A 15,101-nucleotide genomic window follows, 5' to 3' on the forward strand; every position below is an offset into this window, starting at 1 on the left:
ATTTCGGACACACACCCCCATGATCCGTTTTGAAAATGTCTCTGTGCAATTTGATCAGCGATGTGCGCTGAAGGACATCGACCTTACCCTGACCGAAAAGCGGATCGGGATTGTTGGTGCCAACGGATCAGGGAAAAGCACGTTTGTCCGGCTTTTAAACGGGCTGCAAGCCGCCACAAGCGGCCGGGTTCTGGTCGATGATTTCGATGCCGCAAAGGATGGCCGGAAAGTCCGCCGTCATGTTGGCTTTGTCTTTCAAAACCCTGACAATCAGATTGTCTATCCGGTGGTCGAAGAAGACCTTGCCTTTGGTTTGAAAGCATTGAAGCTGCCCAAGGATGAGGTCAATCGCCGGATTGATGACATCCTTGCGCGATATGATCTTTCGGATTTCAAAACCCATCCAAGCCACCTGTTATCTGGTGGCCAGAAACAGCTTTTGGCGATATCGGGCGTTTTGGTGATGGCACCGCGCTATGTCGTTTTTGATGAACCGACCACGCTTTTGGATCTGCGCAACCGCAACCGGGTTGAACGCGCCATTCGCGATCTTGATCAGACGGTGATTACGGTGTCGCATGATCTGGATCTGATTGCCGATTATGACCGGGTTCTGGTGTTTGATCAGGGCACGATCGCCATTGACGACACGCCCGCCAAGGCATTGCCAAAATACCGCGAGATGATGGCATGATCGCCGGGCTTTACATTGACGGAACATCGCCCCTGCATCGGGCCACGGCCGGGATCAAGATTCTGGCGATGATCGCGCTTGGCACAGGTGTGTTTTTGATCCCTGATTGGCCGGTGGTGACGATCATTCTTGCCACGGTCATTTTGCTTTACCCGCTAAGCGGCTTTGGTTTGGCTCTGGTGTGGCATCAAATCAAACCGATCCTCTGGCTTTTGGCGATTTTCTTTGCCGTGCAGCTTTGGCTTCATGACTGGCAGGCGGGATTGTTGGTCATTACGCGGATTGCCGCGATTGTGATGTTTGCATCACTCGTGACACTGACCACCAAAACATCGGATATGCTGGCGTCCCTTGAACGGGCAATGATCCCGTTAAAGCCGATTGGCGTGAATCCGGAAAAGGTCAGTCTGGCGATTTCGATGGTGCTGCGCTTTATCCCCGTGATCGCAACCGTCGCATCTGAAATCCGCGATGCCCAACGTGCGCGCGGGCTTGATAAATCCATCCTTGCGATGATTGTGCCGCTGATCATCCGGACCCTTAAAATGGCCGATGACGTCGCCGATGCGATTGACGCGCGAAGCTTTGACTAACCGATAAAAGAAACCCCGACACGTCTTGGGGGGATTGGGTACGTGTGACGTGCCGGGGTAAATCGAAGATCGGGTGCAATCAACTACAGGCCAAGATGCTTGGCATGGAAGCGGATGTGATCTTCGATAAAGCTTGAGATGAAGTAATAGCTATGGTCATAGCCATCCTGCATCCGAACGGTCAGCGGATAGCTTGATGCCTTGGCTGCTGCTTCCAAGGTTTCCGGTTTAAGCTGTTCAGCCAAAAATCCATCTGCATCGCCCTGATCAACAAGGGCCGGGGTTTGAACATCAGATGATGTTGCGGCCTTCATCAGGATGGAGCTGTCCCAGTCTTTCCAGGCTGATTTGTCATCACCCAGATAATTGCCCAATGCCTTTTGGCCCCAGGGGCAATTGACCGGGTTGCAGATGGGCGAAAAGGCGGTCGCGGATTTGAACATGCCCGGATTACGAAGGGCAATCATAAGTGCGCCATGCCCGCCCATCGAATGACCGGAAATCACCGCATCGTCAGAAACCGGGAAGTGATCCTTGATCAGGCTTGGCAGTTCCTTGGTGACATAGTCGTACATGCGGTAATTGCGCGCCCATGGTTCCTGCGTCGCATTGACGTAGAAACCCGCACCTTTGCCAAAATCATAGGCCTCTTCTTCATCATCGGGCACATGATCGCCACGTGGGCTTGTGTCTGGTGCGACAATCGCAATGCCAAGTTCGCTCGCAATGCGAAACGCACCGGCCTTTTGCATGAAGTTTTCATCCGTACAGGTCAGGCCCGATAGCCAATACATCACCGGCACCTTGGCGCCGTTGCTGGCCTGTGGTGGCAGAAAGATGGCAAAGCGCATGTCGCAACCCAGAACGGTTGATGGGTGCGTGTATTGCTTTTGCCAGCCGCCAAACACCTTGTTGCTTGAAGCGTTTTCAATACCCATTGGGGGTTCCTCTGATCTGCCAATGCCGGAAAGGGCGGGGAACTAGCTACCGGAACATTTCCGGCATTGGCGTTATTATTCAAACTATTTTTGTTTGATCAGTAATGAATGACGGAACGAATGCTTTCACCTTCATGCATCAGATGAAATGCCTCGTTGATGTCTTCAAGCTTCATGGTATGGGTAATGAAATCAGATAGTTTGAACTCACCGGCAAGGTAGCGTTCAACATAGTCCGGCAATTGCGAGCGGCCTTTAACACCGCCAAATGCCGTACCACGCCAGACGCGACCGGTGACCAGTTGGAACGGACGGGTCGAGATTTCCTGACCCGCACCGGCAACACCGATAATAACCGATTCACCCCAACCTTTGTGGCAGCATTCAAGAGCAGACCGCATGACATTGACATTGCCAATGCACTCAAAACTCCAATCAACGCCGCCATCGGTCATTTCAACAATGACTTCCTGAATCGGCTTATCGAAATTCTTTGGGTTGATGCAGTCGGTCGCGCCAAGCTGTTTGGCAAGATCGAATTTTGTCTCGTTGATATCAATCGCAACAATGCGACCGGCACCGGCCATCTGCGCGCCAATCACGGCGGACAAACCAATACCGCCAAGGCCAAAGACGGCGACCGAGTCACCCTTTTGCACTTTGGCTGCGTTCACGGTCGCGCCCATGCCGGTGGTGACACCGCAACCAAGAAGGCAGACTTCTTCAAGCGGGGCGGTTTTGTTGATCTTCGCCAGCGAGATTTCCGGAAGTACCGTATATTCCGAGAAGGTCGAGCAGCCCATATAATGGAAGATCGGCTTGCCATTCTGGGAGAAACGCGTGGTGCCATCGGGCATCAGGCCCTTGCCCTGTGTGACGCGGATTTTCTGGCACAGGTTGGTTTTGCCCGATTTGCAGAATTTGCACTCGCCACATTCCGGGGTGTAAAGCGGGATCACGTGATCGCCAACGGCAACACTGGTGACACCTTCGCCAATCGATTCAACAATTCCGCCGCCTTCATGGCCCAGGATCGCCGGGAAGATGCCTTCGGGATCGTCGCCCGACAGGGTAAAGGCATCGGTATGGCAAACGCCGGTCGCAACGATCTTGACGCGCACTTCACCGGCCTTTGGCGGGGCAACCTGAACTTCTTCAATCGACAAGGGTTTACCAGCTTCCCAGGCAATGGCGGCTTTACAAGTAATGGTCTCAAGGCTCATGGCGCTTCTCCGGCAAATGAATTTGGAATGGGACCAGTCTATTTATTTCCCTGAAGATGATAATCCGCTATTTTGGTAAATCACTTTTACCAATGTGAAATAATAAGGCGGGATCGAGCGATGAATGCGTGGGACGGGATCAGTGAATTTATCGCGGTGTCCGAACGCCAAAGCTTTACCCATGCTGCCAAGCAGCTTGGCATTTCCGTCGCACAGGTCAGCCGACAGGTCACCGCACTTGAAGAAAAGCTTGGTGTGCAGTTGTTTTACCGAACGACGCGTAAAGTAAGCGCGACCGAAGCCGGGCAGATTTATTATCAGCATTGCCGACAGTTGCTCGACGGGTTGGGCGATGCGGAGCGCGCGATTGGTAACTTAACAGAAATGCCGCGCGGCAAGCTTAAACTGACCGCACCAACGACCTACGGCGAAACCGTGATAGCACCCTTGGTCAACGATTTCGTCACCCGCTATCCCGATCTGGAAGTGCAGTGTCGCTTTACCAATCAGAAGCTTGATCTTGTGCTTGAAGGATATGACATGGCGATCCGTCTGGGCCGGCTTGATAGCACGACCGGAAGCCTGATGACCCAGCAGCTTTCAACCCGCCGCCTTTATGCCTGTGCCGCGCCAAAATACATCGCCAAACGCGGGGAGCCACATTCATTGTCCGAACTTCACCGCCATAATTGCCTTGTCGGGACGCTTGATTATTGGCGGTTTGAAGAAGATGGCCGCGAACGCACGGTACGCATTCATGGATCGATTCATGCCAATAGCGGGCAGGCGTTGCTTGATGCCGCCCTTAAGGGCATCGGCCTTGTGCAGTTGCCCGACTATTACGTCGATCCGTGGATCGCCAGCGGCGATTTGATCCCGGTCCTGACCAAATACCAGCCATCTGATGAAGGCATCTGGGCGATTTACCCGACCAACCGGCATCTTTCCCCGAAAATCCGTATGCTGGTGGAGCATTTGGGGCGGTATTTGGGGTGATGGGCGCTGATTGCTTTCACAAATCCTGGGGGGCTCCGTCAGATACCCGGTAACAGTTGCGGGTATTTCAGGAGATGACAGATGGCGAATTGCAAAGATTCCCTTGGCGACCTTTGGGAAGTTTACGAGGCCAAGGATGGCTGGCGGTGGCGGCGGACGGCCAAGAATGGCGAGATTGTCGGGGCTTCGACGCAAGGCTACTCGAAGAAGTCCGATTGTATCGCCAATGCCAAACGCCCGGCATGTGATTGCGATCTGAGCTAGGTTCAGATCATTCGACGCATAGAAAAAGCCCCGCGGCGCTTGCCAGCGGGGCTTTGTTATTTTGCAGCGGGTTTGCCTTACTGCGCCGTCCAGCCACCATCGACCGACATATGGGTTCCGGTCATTTGTGATGCCGCGTCCGAGCACAGGAACAGGGTGGTCTGGCCGATTTGTTCAGGGGTGACGAACTGTTTGGACGGGTGTTTGTCCGAGACAAGGTTGGTTGCCGCTTCTTCAATCGAAATACCGCCTTCCTTCGCACGGGCTTCGATCTGGCGTTCGACCAGCTCGGTGCGCACCCAGCCCGGACAGATGGCATTCGCGGTGATGCCGGTTTCGGCGGTTTCAAGTGCAGTCACCTTGGTCAGGCCGATTACGCCATGTTTGGCGGCAACATAAGCGGCCTTTTGCACCGATGCGACAAGGCCGTGGGCGGAGGCGGTATTGATAATCCGGCCCCAGTTTTGTTTGCGCATATAGGGCACGGCAAGGCGGGTGGTGTGGAAAACCGATGACAGGTTGATCGCAAGCACCGCATCCCATTTTTCAACCGGGAAGTCTTCGACATTGGCGGTGTATTGGATGCCGGCATTGTTGATCAGGATATCGACGCCGCCAAATTTGCCTTCGGCGTCTTCCATCATGGCTTCGATCTGATCAGGTTTGGACAGGTCGGCGCCATTGTAATGCGCGGTGATACCGTAATCGGTTTCAAGGGCGCTTCGGGTGGCCTCGATCGCATCAGCATCGCCAAAACCATTGAGCATCACATCAGCCCCGGCCCCGGCAAGCGCACGGGCCATGGCAAGGCCGATCCCGCTGGTTGAGCCGGTTACAAGTGCGCGTTTTCCTGTCAGCATCTATCTTCTCCCTGTTGGAGGCGGTTTACGCCTTATGATTTAGGCTGATCTTGCCGCAGTGCAATGTAAAGCGCAACCAAACTGGCAAACGGGGTGCGGACAATTACCGGAATGGGGCGGTTTCCCTATTGCCCGATGCCGTGTTTGCGCAGCTTGTTGGCAATCGATGTGTGCGAAACGCCGAGCCGGTCGGCCAGTTTGCGCGAGCTTGGATAATCGGGATAGAGGCGCATCAGCATTTCGCGTTCCAGCAAGTCCAGCCCGGCATTGAAATCCGGTTGTGACAGGGCATCGGCAATCAAATCGCTGCTGTGGGGGGCTTGGTGTTCTGCGTCGGAATGGGCAGGTGCATTGTCGATTTTTTCAATTCTGGCGGCAGTTCCGGTCGCAGCGTCATTAAGGTCATGGGCGCTTAAAACATCCCCGTCCAGCAGGGCGACGGCGCGAAACAGGGTGTTTTCAAGCTCACGCACATTGCCGGGCCAGTCATGGTTTTGCAGCCAGGCCAATCCGTCACGGGCAAGGATGGGCGAAGCGCGTTCGGTTTGCTGGGCCGTGCGGGCAATGAAAAATTGCGCAAGATCGTTGATGTCTTCGATCCGGTCGCGAAGCGCAGGCAAAGTGATGCCAAGCACGTTGATGCGGAAATAAAGATCTTCGCGGAAAGTACCGTCATGGGACATCGCTTCCAGATCGCGGTTGGTTGCGCTGATGATGCGGACATCAACCGCAATCTCGTCCGTGCCACCCACCCGACGGAACCGGCCATCTTGCAAAACGCGCAGAAGTTTGGCCTGAAGATACGGGGTCAGTTCGCCAATCTCGTCTAAAAACAGCGTCCCGCCATCGGCCAGCTCAAGCAGGCCCGGTTTGCCACCACGGCGCGCACTGGTAAAAGCACCCGCGGCATAGCCAAACAGCTCGCTTTCGGCCAAGCCTTCGGGCATGGCGGCACAGTTCAGGGCCAGAAACGGTTGATCAACCCGGGTACTTGCGCGGTGGCAGGCGCGGGCAAACAGTTCTTTGCCCGTACCGGTTTCACCCAGAATCAAAAGTGGCGCGTCAATGCCGGCAAGGCGTTTGGCCTGTGACTTGACCCGGGTCATCGCCCGGCTGTCGCCGATAATGTCATCAAACCCGGTATGGCTTCTGTCCTGAAGGGCGGTGATAACCCGGCCCAGCCGTGCGGCACGGTGAAACACCATTACCCCGCCCCAGGGTGCGTCATCGACGATGTCCGACCCATCATCGACATGGCCAATCGGTTCGACCTGAAGCATATAGGTTTGCCCGCCGAGTGTGACTTCATGTTCGGGCATGTGAAATCCGCTTTGGCGTAAATCTTCAATAGATGGTTCGTTTAATATGCTGATGAGGGTCCTATCACGCAGTGGCTTGTCAGGGGTGCCCGCGATGGTCTGTGCGGCGGGGTTGGCTTGAGCAATTTGACCATTGGCATCAACCGCAATCACCGGATCGCCAAGGGCGGCCAATGTGGCATGAAGTTGCGCGCGGCGCCGTTCGGTCGGTAGGCGGTCAATTTCGCGGATATCGGAAATGCCGGGAATTTGTTTAAGCGCGTGGGCCAAAAGCGGAAATTTCTCCGGGCGCACGGCCGGGATATCGGCATAGATGTGATGGGGGGTGACCTCAAAACTTCGGATATCAAGCTTATGATCACTCAGCACATTGACCACGTCACGGGTAATGCCAAGCCTGTTCTCGCCGCGGATTTCAAATCGCATGACTGTACCGAAAAGTTTACACTGTAAATAATAGTGTACGGTGGTTTCTGCCCGGAATCCATATAATTTGCGGAATTCTGTGGCTGTTCAGGAATAACGTGTAAAGAAAAGTTTACAGTCGCTGAGGGCGGATTTGGGTTTAAATGGCGGGAAACCGCAGCTTCGGGGATTTGGCACGGGTCTTGCGACGATGTGGGCAAATAACCGCCTTATCAGGAGCCCCACCATGTCTGCACATAACACCAACAACACCCGCACCAACAGCAGCAAAACCGGATTTGCCACCCGTGCCATTCATCATGGTTATGATCCGCAAAGCCATAATGGCGCGCTGAACCAGCCGGTCTATATGTCTTCGACCTTTGCCTTTGAAACGGCCGAGCAGGGTGGGCAGTTCTTTGCCGGTGATGAGCAGGGCTTTATCTATTCCCGGATTGCCAACCCGACCCTTGATCTGTTGGAAAAACGCCTTGCGGTTCTTGAGGGTGGCGAGGCTGCTGTTGCGACCGCATCGGGCATGGGGGCGATTACATCCGTTTTCTGGACCTTCATTGCGCCGGGTGACGAGATCATTGTTGATCGAACCCTTTATGGCTGCACATTTGCCTATTTCCGGCATGGTCTGGAAAAGTTCGGCATCAAACACACCCATGTTGATCTGACCGATCCTGCGGAACTTGAAAAGGCGATTTCGGATAAAACCAAGATTGTCTATTTCGAAACCCCTGCCAACCCGAATATGCGTCTGGTCGATATCGAAGCCATTTCCGACATTGCCCATAAGCATGGCGCAAAGGTCGTGGTTGATAACACCTATTGCACGCCGTATCTGCAGCGCCCGATTGAGTTGGGGGCCGATATCGTAGTGCATTCGGCGACCAAATATCTTGGCGGGCACGGCGATCTGATGGCGGGGGCCGTGATTGGATCGGCCGAGGACATGACGCAGGTACGTCTAGTTGGTCTAAAGGATATGACCGGTGCGGTTTTATCGGCACAGGATGCCAATCTTGTCATGCGCGGGCTTAAAACGCTTGAACTGAGGATGGAGCGTCATTGCGACAATGCCGAGAAAATTGCCGATTTCCTTGCCAACCATCCAAAAGTCGACAAGGTGTTCTATCCGGGGCTGAAAGACTTTGCCCAGCATGATCTGGCCAAAAAGCAGATGGATCGTTTTGGCGGCATGATCGCGTTCGAGCTTAAAGGCGGGATCGAAGAAGGTCGTAAATTGATGAACGGTCTTAACATGATCACGCGGGCGGTCAGCCTTGGCGATGCCGAAACCCTGATCCAGCATCCGGCATCCATGACCCATTCGACCTATACGCCCGAAGAACGCGCAGAATACCAGATCACCGATGGTCTGATCCGCCTGTCGGCCGGTCTTGAAAGCATCGATGATATTCTTGCCGATCTTTCAAATGCACTGGATGGCGATCAAATGGCGATTGCTGCGGAATAGAACCCGGGCCAGCAATCGCTGTTCTCATGGTTTGGTGGTGGGGATTTCAGATATGAAGTCCCCGCCACTCTCTTTGTCGGGCTTTGCCGTTTTCATCGCAATTGAAAAGTCAGTTGGCTAACTCAATTAAAATGGAATGACGTGTGACTACGGTTGGGACTTTCTGGGTGGCATACCCGCAGAAAACCATCCTGATGCGCAAAAGAGCCGAATCGTTGTGGTTTTGCTGTCATCTTGAGGCCGCGAAATAATGTTTCAGACGGGAAATTCGAACGTTTGGGCCGGTTCGGTGCAGCAGATTCCAAGGCTTGGCTGAAATCGACGAATCTTGTGTGAAACTTGCCTGCCCAGCCTTGCTTTTTCAGGGGCCTGTTTGAAAATCGGTAAATCAATACCGAAATGTTACGGGCGCGCGGTCACCGCCCGAAAAAGACCCGCATGATCGGGCTTACACAAAGGCGATAAAAAATGTCAGCACAGGATGCCGCCCCGGAAATCGGCGAAATTATCGAAGCAAGCTCGACCGGTCAGGTAAAGGCCGAAGATCTTGAGATGCTCGGTCAGATCGAAAAGAAAGTCCGCTGGCTATCAAGCTGGACGATCCACAATGCCAATCATTTGCGCCCGAAACGCGATGGCATCAAGGTCGGTGGCCATCAGGCCAGCTGTGCATCCATGACCACCCTTATGACCGCGCTTTATTTCAATGTATTGCGTCCGCAGGACCGGGTCGCGGTCAAGCCGCATGCAAGCCCGGTTTTCCACGCGATCAACTATATGATGGGCCGCCAGACCAGAGAAAAGCTGGAAAATTTCCGATCTTTTGGCGGTGCGCAATCCTATCCGTCGCGGACCAAGGATGGCGATCAGGTTGATTTTTCAACCGGGTCGGTCGGGCTGGGTGCTGCGGTGACGAACTTTGCCGCCTTAACCCAGGATTACCTTCGCTATAAGGACATGCTGCCCAAGGATGAGGTGCCCGGTCGCATGGTTGCCCTTGTCGGGGATGCCGAGCTTGATGAAGGCAATATCTATGAGGCGCTTCTTGATACGTGGAAGCATGACATTCGCAATGTCTGGTGGGTGATCGATTACAATCGTCAAAGCCTTGATGGCATGATTGATGCCCATCTGTTCCGCGTTATTGGCCGGTTCTTCCGGGCTGTTGGCTGGAACGTGATTACCATCAAATATGGCCGCAAACTTCATGATGCCTTTGCCAAGCCGGGTGGCAAGTCATTGAAGAAATGGCTTAATGACGTGCCAAACGACATTTATTCCGCGCTGACGTTTCAGGGCGGTGCGGCATGGCGGGCGCAAATTATATCCGACATGGCCGGGGATAATGCACTCGCGAACTTGTTGGGGGATTATGACGACGATGCCTTGCATGAGTTAATGACCAATCTTGGCGGTCATTGCATGGAAGCAGTCTTAAGCGCGTTTGACGCGGTCCCGAATGATAAGCCGACCATCTTTATTGCCTATACGGTTAAGGGGTATGGCACCCCGCTTCAGGGGCACAAAGATAACCATGCGGGCCTTATGAATGTTCCGCAGATGGATGCATTTAAAAAGCAGAACCGTATTGAAGATGGTGATGAGTGGGAACTGGCGGCGGGGCTTGATGTTAGCGCTAACAAGGTTCGTAATTACATCAAAAATGCACCGTTTAATGACAGCGCCCCGCGCCATAAAATGTCTGAAGTCATCGCCATCCCGGATATGCCATATGCGCGGGTGGACACATCAAGCACGCAGGAAGTGTTTGGTAAAATCCTTAATGAACTGGCGAAGCTGAAAGACAGCGATCTTGCGGATCGTATTGTCACCACATCGCCCGATGTGACGGTGTCAACCAATCTTGGCGGGTTTGTTAATCAGCGCGGATTGTTTGGCCGCGAAGACCTTGTCGATGAATTCCGCGAACGCAAAGTGCCATCTGCACAGAAATGGATCAGATCGCCAAGTGGTCAGCATGTTGAGCTTGGCATAGCTGAAAACAACCTGTTCCTTAATCTGGCTGCTCTTGGCCTGTCGCACAGCCTGTTCGGGCAGCGCCTGTTCCCGATTGGAACACTTTATGATCCGTTCATTGCGCGTGGTCTGGATGCGTTGAATTATGCCTGCTATCAGGATGCGCGTTTCATGGTGGTGGCAACCCCAAGCGGCATTACGCTTGCACCTGAAGGGGGCGCGCATCAGTCGATCTCAACCCCGATGATCGGTATGGGTCAGCCCGGCCTGACCAGCTTTGAGCCAAGCTTTGGCGATGAATTGGCAACCATCATGGGATGGTCGTTTGATCATATGCAGGCTACTGATGGCGGGTCGATTTATCTGCGTTTGTCGACTAAGCCGGTTGCCCAGCCCGAACGGGATCTTTCCGATGTGAGCAAGGCCGAAATCGTTTCAGGCGGCTATTGGCTGCGCGAGCCGGGCGAAGATTGCAAAATGGCGATTGCCTATTGCGGGGCGATGGCGCCCGAAGCAATTGCGGCTTGGGAAAAGCTTTCTGAAACCCATCCGGGCCTGGGTCTGCTTGCGGTGACATCGACCGACCGGCTCTATAATGAATGGCAGGATCTGGAACGGCTGCGACTTGCCGGCAAGGCCGAAGGTCAGATGTCGCATGTTGAAAATCTGATGGCGCCATTGGCAGCGGATGCGCGCCTTGTCACCGTGATTGATGGTCATCCGGCAGCGTTAGCGTGGCTGGGGTCGGTGCGTGGTCATGCGGTCGCACCGCTTGGCGTGAATGGTTTTGGTCAGTGCGGCGACAGCATCGCCCTTTATGATCACTATCAGATCGGAACCGATGCGATCCTGCGCGCGGCCAAGCGCTGGGATTGATCGGGCCTTCTGATTGGGCTTTGGATATTCGAGATCGAAAAGGGAGGGCGATTTGCCTTCCCTTTTCGTTTGCGCGGGGGCGACAGATATTGACGGGATGCCTGTTTCAAAGTACGAAAATTGCTCGCAATTTATAAAAATAAACAACTGGTCCATGTTCAATTTTGAACGGGATCGTGAAACGTTCCTATGAAATTCAATCATCTTCGCGGTTTTTTGCCTGCGATGCCGTTTGGCACGCCGCGCGAGTCTTTACGTGCCGGGATTGGCGCCTTAATCGGGTTGGGCGTGGCGGGTTTTCTGCTGTCGTTTTTTGATCTGCAGGATGCCGGTTTGTACCTGATCGCGCCATTTGGTGCGTCATCTGTTCTGTTGTTTGCCATTCCAAACAGCCCGCTAGCGCAGCCATGGTCGGCGATTATTGGCAACAGTGTTGCGGCCCTTGCGGGTGTTGCCATTTGCTATGTCATTGATGATCCGGTTTTGCGTGTGGCACTTGCGGTTGGTCTTGCCATTTCGGCAATGATCTTGGTGCGGGCGGTTCATCCGCCTGGTGGTGCTGTGGCAATGGTGGTGGCAATGAACCCCGATATTGTGACCGATATCGGATTTCGGTTTGCGTTGACGCCGGTTGCGGTGGTGACTGCCGTCCTTGTTCTGGTTGCCATTGCGTATGCACGTGTGACAGGGCGGACCTATCCATTTCGCCATTTTGACGATAAAGGATCGCATCAGACGGCGGACCGTCCGACACTTGAGCGACTTGGTCTTGACGAAGGCGAGCTTAATGCGATCCTTGCACAATATAGCCAGTCGCTAAACCTTGGTGTTGAAGACCTTGCCCGCCTGATCGGTGCGGCAGAATTACAGGTTGCATCGCATTTCACCGGACCAATTACGGCAGGACATATCATGTCCCGTGATCTGGTGGTGGTGGATGCCGATACACCATTGGGCGAGGTCGCCGATCTTTTTCGCCGTCATGGTTTTACGTCACTGCCTGTTGTGCAGAAAGGCGAATGGTATATTGGTGTGATTTTCCAGATACATCTGATCCGGCGCGCACGGGAAGATGCGTTGCGTCTTGACCGCGGGTTGCTTTCTGCCATGTCGCGCCTGATTGACCGTGATCGAAATGCGCCGGTTCGGGCGATTGAAATCATGTCGGTTACCGAACCACGTGCAACGACAAACACGCCCATCGCCGCATTGCTTCCGCTTATGGCGGATGGGGCATGTGATGCGGTGCCTGTGGTTGAGGACGGCAAGATCATGGGCATCGTAACGCGAACGGATTTGATTGCGGCACTGGCCCATGCCGGTTTGGGGCGGGCTTCACAAAATGGCGCGGGTTGATCGGTCTTTGGCTGATCGCCAGTTTAAAATAATCGTTTAGTTAAAATTGCTTACATGAAATGGGATTAACCATGAGTGATACCGTCACCCTGTCGATCGAACAGGCCGAAAAACTAAGCCTTGCCGTGCTTGAGGGCAACGGGTTTAGCCACGATCATGCTGCTGCGATTACGCGCAGTGTTGTGGCAGCGCAATCTGATGAATGCCATTCCCATGGGCTTTATCGATTGATTGGCTGTGTTCAGACAGCACGTAATGGCGGGCTTGATACCCATGCGGAGCCAGAAATCATTGATCAGGCACCGGCAATTACCCGGGTCAATGCGCTTAAAGGCTGTTCGCTTCTGTCCTTTGAAAAGGGTTTGCCCTTTTTGATCGAAAAATCCCGCGCTTGTGGCATTTCGGTGCTGGCGATTAATAACAGTTTTCATTTTTCAGCACTTTGGCCCGAAGTCGAGGCCATTTCATCACAAGGTCTGGTCGGTCTTGCTATGACCCCGACCCATGCCTTTGTCGCCCCGACAGGCGGTACGAAGCCGCTTTTGGGCACCAATCCGATTGCCTTTTCATGGCCGCGTCCGGGTAGAACACCTTATACGTTTGATTTTGCCACCAGCATGATTGCCCGCGGCGAGATCGAACTGCATCGCCGGGCGGGTAAATCGATCCCGGATGATTGGGCAATTGATGAAAATGGTGCGCCAACAACGGATGCGGCCAAGGCGCTTGAAGGGGCCATGCTGACCTTTGGCGGGCATAAGGGATCGGCCCTTTCGACAATGATCGGTTTGCTGGCGGGACCTTTGATCGGGGATGTTTTGGGCCATGAAACTCATGCGGCATCCGAAGATGCGCCGGGCAAACCGCATCACGGTGAAATCATCATCGCCTTTTGCCCGGAAACCTTCCTTGGGTCGGATGCGCAAAAGCATCTTGAACATGCCGAAGACCTGTTTGAAGGCATTATTGAACAAGGCGCACGCCTGCCGTCCCAGCGTCGGTTCGAGGCACGCGAACGCAGCCGTGAGAACGGGGTGACAATCCCCAAGGCATTGCATGATGAATTAGTTTCGCTTGTCGTGAAACGTTAAGTTGAAGAAGTTCAGGGACGGATGACAAACGTTCGTTCCTGAGTTGCTCTAGAAAAACGCCTGTTTGATGCCGTCAATGATGAACTGAACTGCAAGGGCGGCAAGGATCATGCCGAGCAGTCGGGAAAACACAGTCGCGACCGTGGGGCTCAGGCGTTTTGCAACCACGTTTGACAGCAGGAAGAAGACAAAGGCGATGCTCATCACCACGGCGACCACGCCAATGACGCTGGCCTGCATGGCAATATTGTCTTCGAATTTGCCCATCAAAAGCATTACCGATGCAATCGCGCCCGGACCTGACAGGAACGGGATCGACATTGGAAAGATTGAAATGTCGTCGGCCTGATCATCGGGGATGGTGTGATCGGTGTTTGGTTTTGCTTTGGCGGCTTTGGATTTGGGTTTGTCGGTCTTGTTTTCGTCTTCCATTTCCTGATGAAGCTGTTCGGCGCGCTCGTTGCGTTTTTGGCTGCGTTTTTCAAACAGCATTTCAAGTGCGATCAGGAAGAGCAACGTCCCTCCGGCAATGCGGAAGGCGGGCATGTGAATGCCAAAGATGCCCAGCAATCCTTCGCCGATCAGGGCAAAGGCCGCGAGAATAAAGAAGCTGGTCAAACAGGCCCGGATTGCCATGCGGCGACGGTGTGCGGCACTTGTGCCCTGCGTCAGAACAATGAAAACCGGGACCAGACCCAACGGATCAATGATCACGAACAGTGTGACAAAGACCGGGATCAGTTCATTGAGCATGTCAAAGCTTGGCATCGGTTTTCCCTGATTACGACTGTGTCTGGGTTGGTTAGGGCGCTGCCCGAATGCGAGAGGCATATATGTTCGTCATTCTGGCAGGTAAATGATTATATTGGCAGTTCTTTTGCCAAATAGGGTTCCAGAGGATTGTTGCGCGCCAAGTTGGTGAATTTGATCATGTCGGTATAGGGGGCGGGGTCGGAATTTTGCCCGGATTGCGTGTTTCAATGTGATGATAAGGCAATGAAATAAAGGGCTTTGCGGCGAAAT

Annotated in this window: 13 protein-coding genes; 8 read left to right on the forward strand and 5 right to left on the reverse strand. The window is 53.8% G+C overall.

Annotated elements, in window-relative coordinates; translation table 11 throughout:
- The first annotated feature begins 19 nt into the window (after nucleotides 1-19).
- Both RIC05_RS08445 and RIC05_RS08450 read left to right on the forward strand, forming a co-directional pair.
- A complete protein-coding gene (locus RIC05_RS08445; RefSeq protein WP_350046718.1) occupies nucleotides 20-694 on the forward strand; it encodes an energy-coupling factor ABC transporter ATP-binding protein in 675 nt (224 codons plus the stop codon).
- Nucleotides 691-1,287, forward strand: a complete 597-nt coding sequence (locus RIC05_RS08450) for an energy-coupling factor transporter transmembrane component T family protein (RefSeq protein ID WP_350046719.1) — start codon at nucleotides 691-693, stop codon at nucleotides 1,285-1,287. The genes RIC05_RS08445 and RIC05_RS08450 overlap by 4 nt, the downstream gene beginning before the upstream one ends.
- Nucleotides 1,288-1,370: 83 nt before the next feature.
- Here the strand turns inward: RIC05_RS08450 and fghA are convergent, their stop codons facing one another.
- Together fghA and RIC05_RS08460 are read right to left on the reverse strand one after the other, a co-directional pair.
- Nucleotides 1,371-2,225, reverse strand: coding sequence for an S-formylglutathione hydrolase (gene fghA / locus RIC05_RS08455; protein WP_350046720.1), 855 nt, complete (start codon nucleotides 2,223-2,225; stop codon nucleotides 1,371-1,373).
- 98 nt (nucleotides 2,226-2,323) lie between these two features.
- Nucleotides 2,324-3,448, reverse strand: a complete 1,125-nt coding sequence (locus RIC05_RS08460; protein ID WP_350046721.1) for an S-(hydroxymethyl)glutathione dehydrogenase/class III alcohol dehydrogenase — start codon at nucleotides 3,446-3,448, stop codon at nucleotides 2,324-2,326.
- 120 nt (nucleotides 3,449-3,568) lie between these two features.
- Here RIC05_RS08460 and RIC05_RS08465 point away from each other — a divergent pair, with 120 nt between their 5' ends.
- Both RIC05_RS08465 and RIC05_RS08470 read left to right on the forward strand, forming a co-directional pair.
- A complete protein-coding gene (locus RIC05_RS08465; protein ID WP_350046722.1) occupies nucleotides 3,569-4,444 on the forward strand; it encodes a LysR substrate-binding domain-containing protein in 876 nt (291 codons plus the stop codon).
- Between the two features lie 81 nt (nucleotides 4,445-4,525).
- On the forward strand, nucleotides 4,526-4,708 hold the full coding sequence (locus tag RIC05_RS08470) for a YegP family protein (RefSeq protein ID WP_350046723.1): 183 nt from the start codon (nucleotides 4,526-4,528) through the stop codon (nucleotides 4,706-4,708).
- Nucleotides 4,709-4,785: 77 nt separating this feature from the next.
- Here the strand turns inward: RIC05_RS08470 and RIC05_RS08475 are convergent, their stop codons facing one another.
- Together RIC05_RS08475 and RIC05_RS08480 are read right to left on the reverse strand one after the other, a co-directional pair.
- The gene (locus tag RIC05_RS08475) at nucleotides 4,786-5,568 is read right to left on the reverse strand and encodes a 3-hydroxybutyrate dehydrogenase (RefSeq protein ID WP_350046724.1); all 783 of its coding nucleotides are present in this window, start codon (nucleotides 5,566-5,568) and stop codon (nucleotides 4,786-4,788) included.
- A 125-nt stretch (nucleotides 5,569-5,693) separates the two neighbouring features.
- Nucleotides 5,694-7,313 carry a sigma 54-interacting transcriptional regulator gene (locus RIC05_RS08480; protein ID WP_350046725.1) on the reverse strand — a complete coding sequence of 540 codons (1,620 nt, stop codon included), beginning with the start codon at nucleotides 7,311-7,313 and terminating at the stop codon, nucleotides 5,694-5,696.
- 226 nt (nucleotides 7,314-7,539) lie between these two features.
- On the opposite strand from RIC05_RS08480, the gene RIC05_RS08485 reads away from it, so the two are divergent.
- The 4 genes from RIC05_RS08485 to RIC05_RS08500 all read left to right on the forward strand — a co-directional run bounded on the left by RIC05_RS08485 (nucleotide 7,540) and on the right by RIC05_RS08500 (nucleotide 14,078).
- Nucleotides 7,540-8,778 carry a methionine gamma-lyase gene (locus RIC05_RS08485; protein WP_350046726.1) on the forward strand — a complete coding sequence of 413 codons (1,239 nt, stop codon included), beginning with the start codon at nucleotides 7,540-7,542 and terminating at the stop codon, nucleotides 8,776-8,778.
- Nucleotides 8,779-9,246: 468 nt separating this feature from the next.
- Entirely contained in the window at nucleotides 9,247-11,631 is a 2,385-nt protein-coding gene (locus RIC05_RS08490) for a thiamine pyrophosphate-binding protein (protein ID WP_350046727.1), read from the forward strand.
- A gap of 189 nt (nucleotides 11,632-11,820) precedes the next feature.
- Nucleotides 11,821-12,987, forward strand: coding sequence for an HPP family protein (locus RIC05_RS08495; protein WP_350046728.1), 1,167 nt, complete (start codon nucleotides 11,821-11,823; stop codon nucleotides 12,985-12,987).
- A 71-nt stretch (nucleotides 12,988-13,058) separates the two neighbouring features.
- Nucleotides 13,059-14,078 (forward strand): Ldh family oxidoreductase, encoded by a 1,020-nt coding sequence (locus RIC05_RS08500; protein WP_350046729.1) that lies wholly within the window; start codon nucleotides 13,059-13,061, stop codon nucleotides 14,076-14,078.
- Between the two features lie 48 nt (nucleotides 14,079-14,126).
- On the opposite strand, the gene RIC05_RS08505 is transcribed toward RIC05_RS08500, so the two are convergent.
- On the reverse strand, nucleotides 14,127-14,846 hold the full coding sequence (locus RIC05_RS08505) for a MarC family protein (RefSeq protein ID WP_350046730.1): 720 nt from the start codon (nucleotides 14,844-14,846) through the stop codon (nucleotides 14,127-14,129).
- Nucleotides 14,847-15,101 lie beyond the last annotated feature (255 nt).

The organism is Thalassospira sp. (assembly GCF_040218635.1).
Taxonomy (GTDB): Bacteria; Pseudomonadota; Alphaproteobacteria; order Rhodospirillales; family Thalassospiraceae; genus Thalassospira.

Coding starts and splice junctions, on each gene's coding strand:
- fghA (WP_350046720.1), bottom strand. CDS start 2,225: ATGGGTATTGAAAACGCTTCAAGCAACAAGGTGTTTGGCGGCTGGCAA.
- RIC05_RS08470 (WP_350046723.1), top strand. CDS start 4,526: ATGGCGAATTGCAAAGATTCCCTTGGCGACCTTTGGGAAGTTTACGAG.
- RIC05_RS08490 (WP_350046727.1), top strand. CDS start 9,247: ATGTCAGCACAGGATGCCGCCCCGGAAATCGGCGAAATTATCGAAGCA.
- RIC05_RS08475 (WP_350046724.1), bottom strand. CDS start 5,568: ATGCTGACAGGAAAACGCGCACTTGTAACCGGCTCAACCAGCGGGATC.
- RIC05_RS08485 (WP_350046726.1), top strand. CDS start 7,540: ATGTCTGCACATAACACCAACAACACCCGCACCAACAGCAGCAAAACC.
- RIC05_RS08505 (WP_350046730.1), bottom strand. CDS start 14,846: ATGCCAAGCTTTGACATGCTCAATGAACTGATCCCGGTCTTTGTCACA.
- RIC05_RS08445 (WP_350046718.1), top strand. CDS start 20: ATGATCCGTTTTGAAAATGTCTCTGTGCAATTTGATCAGCGATGTGCG.
- RIC05_RS08465 (WP_350046722.1), top strand. CDS start 3,569: ATGAATGCGTGGGACGGGATCAGTGAATTTATCGCGGTGTCCGAACGC.
- RIC05_RS08495 (WP_350046728.1), top strand. CDS start 11,821: ATGAAATTCAATCATCTTCGCGGTTTTTTGCCTGCGATGCCGTTTGGC.
- RIC05_RS08480 (WP_350046725.1), bottom strand. CDS start 7,313: ATGCGATTTGAAATCCGCGGCGAGAACAGGCTTGGCATTACCCGTGAC.
- RIC05_RS08500 (WP_350046729.1), top strand. CDS start 13,059: ATGAGTGATACCGTCACCCTGTCGATCGAACAGGCCGAAAAACTAAGC.
- RIC05_RS08460 (WP_350046721.1), bottom strand. CDS start 3,448: ATGAGCCTTGAGACCATTACTTGTAAAGCCGCCATTGCCTGGGAAGCT.
- RIC05_RS08450 (WP_350046719.1), top strand. CDS start 691: ATGATCGCCGGGCTTTACATTGACGGAACATCGCCCCTGCATCGGGCC.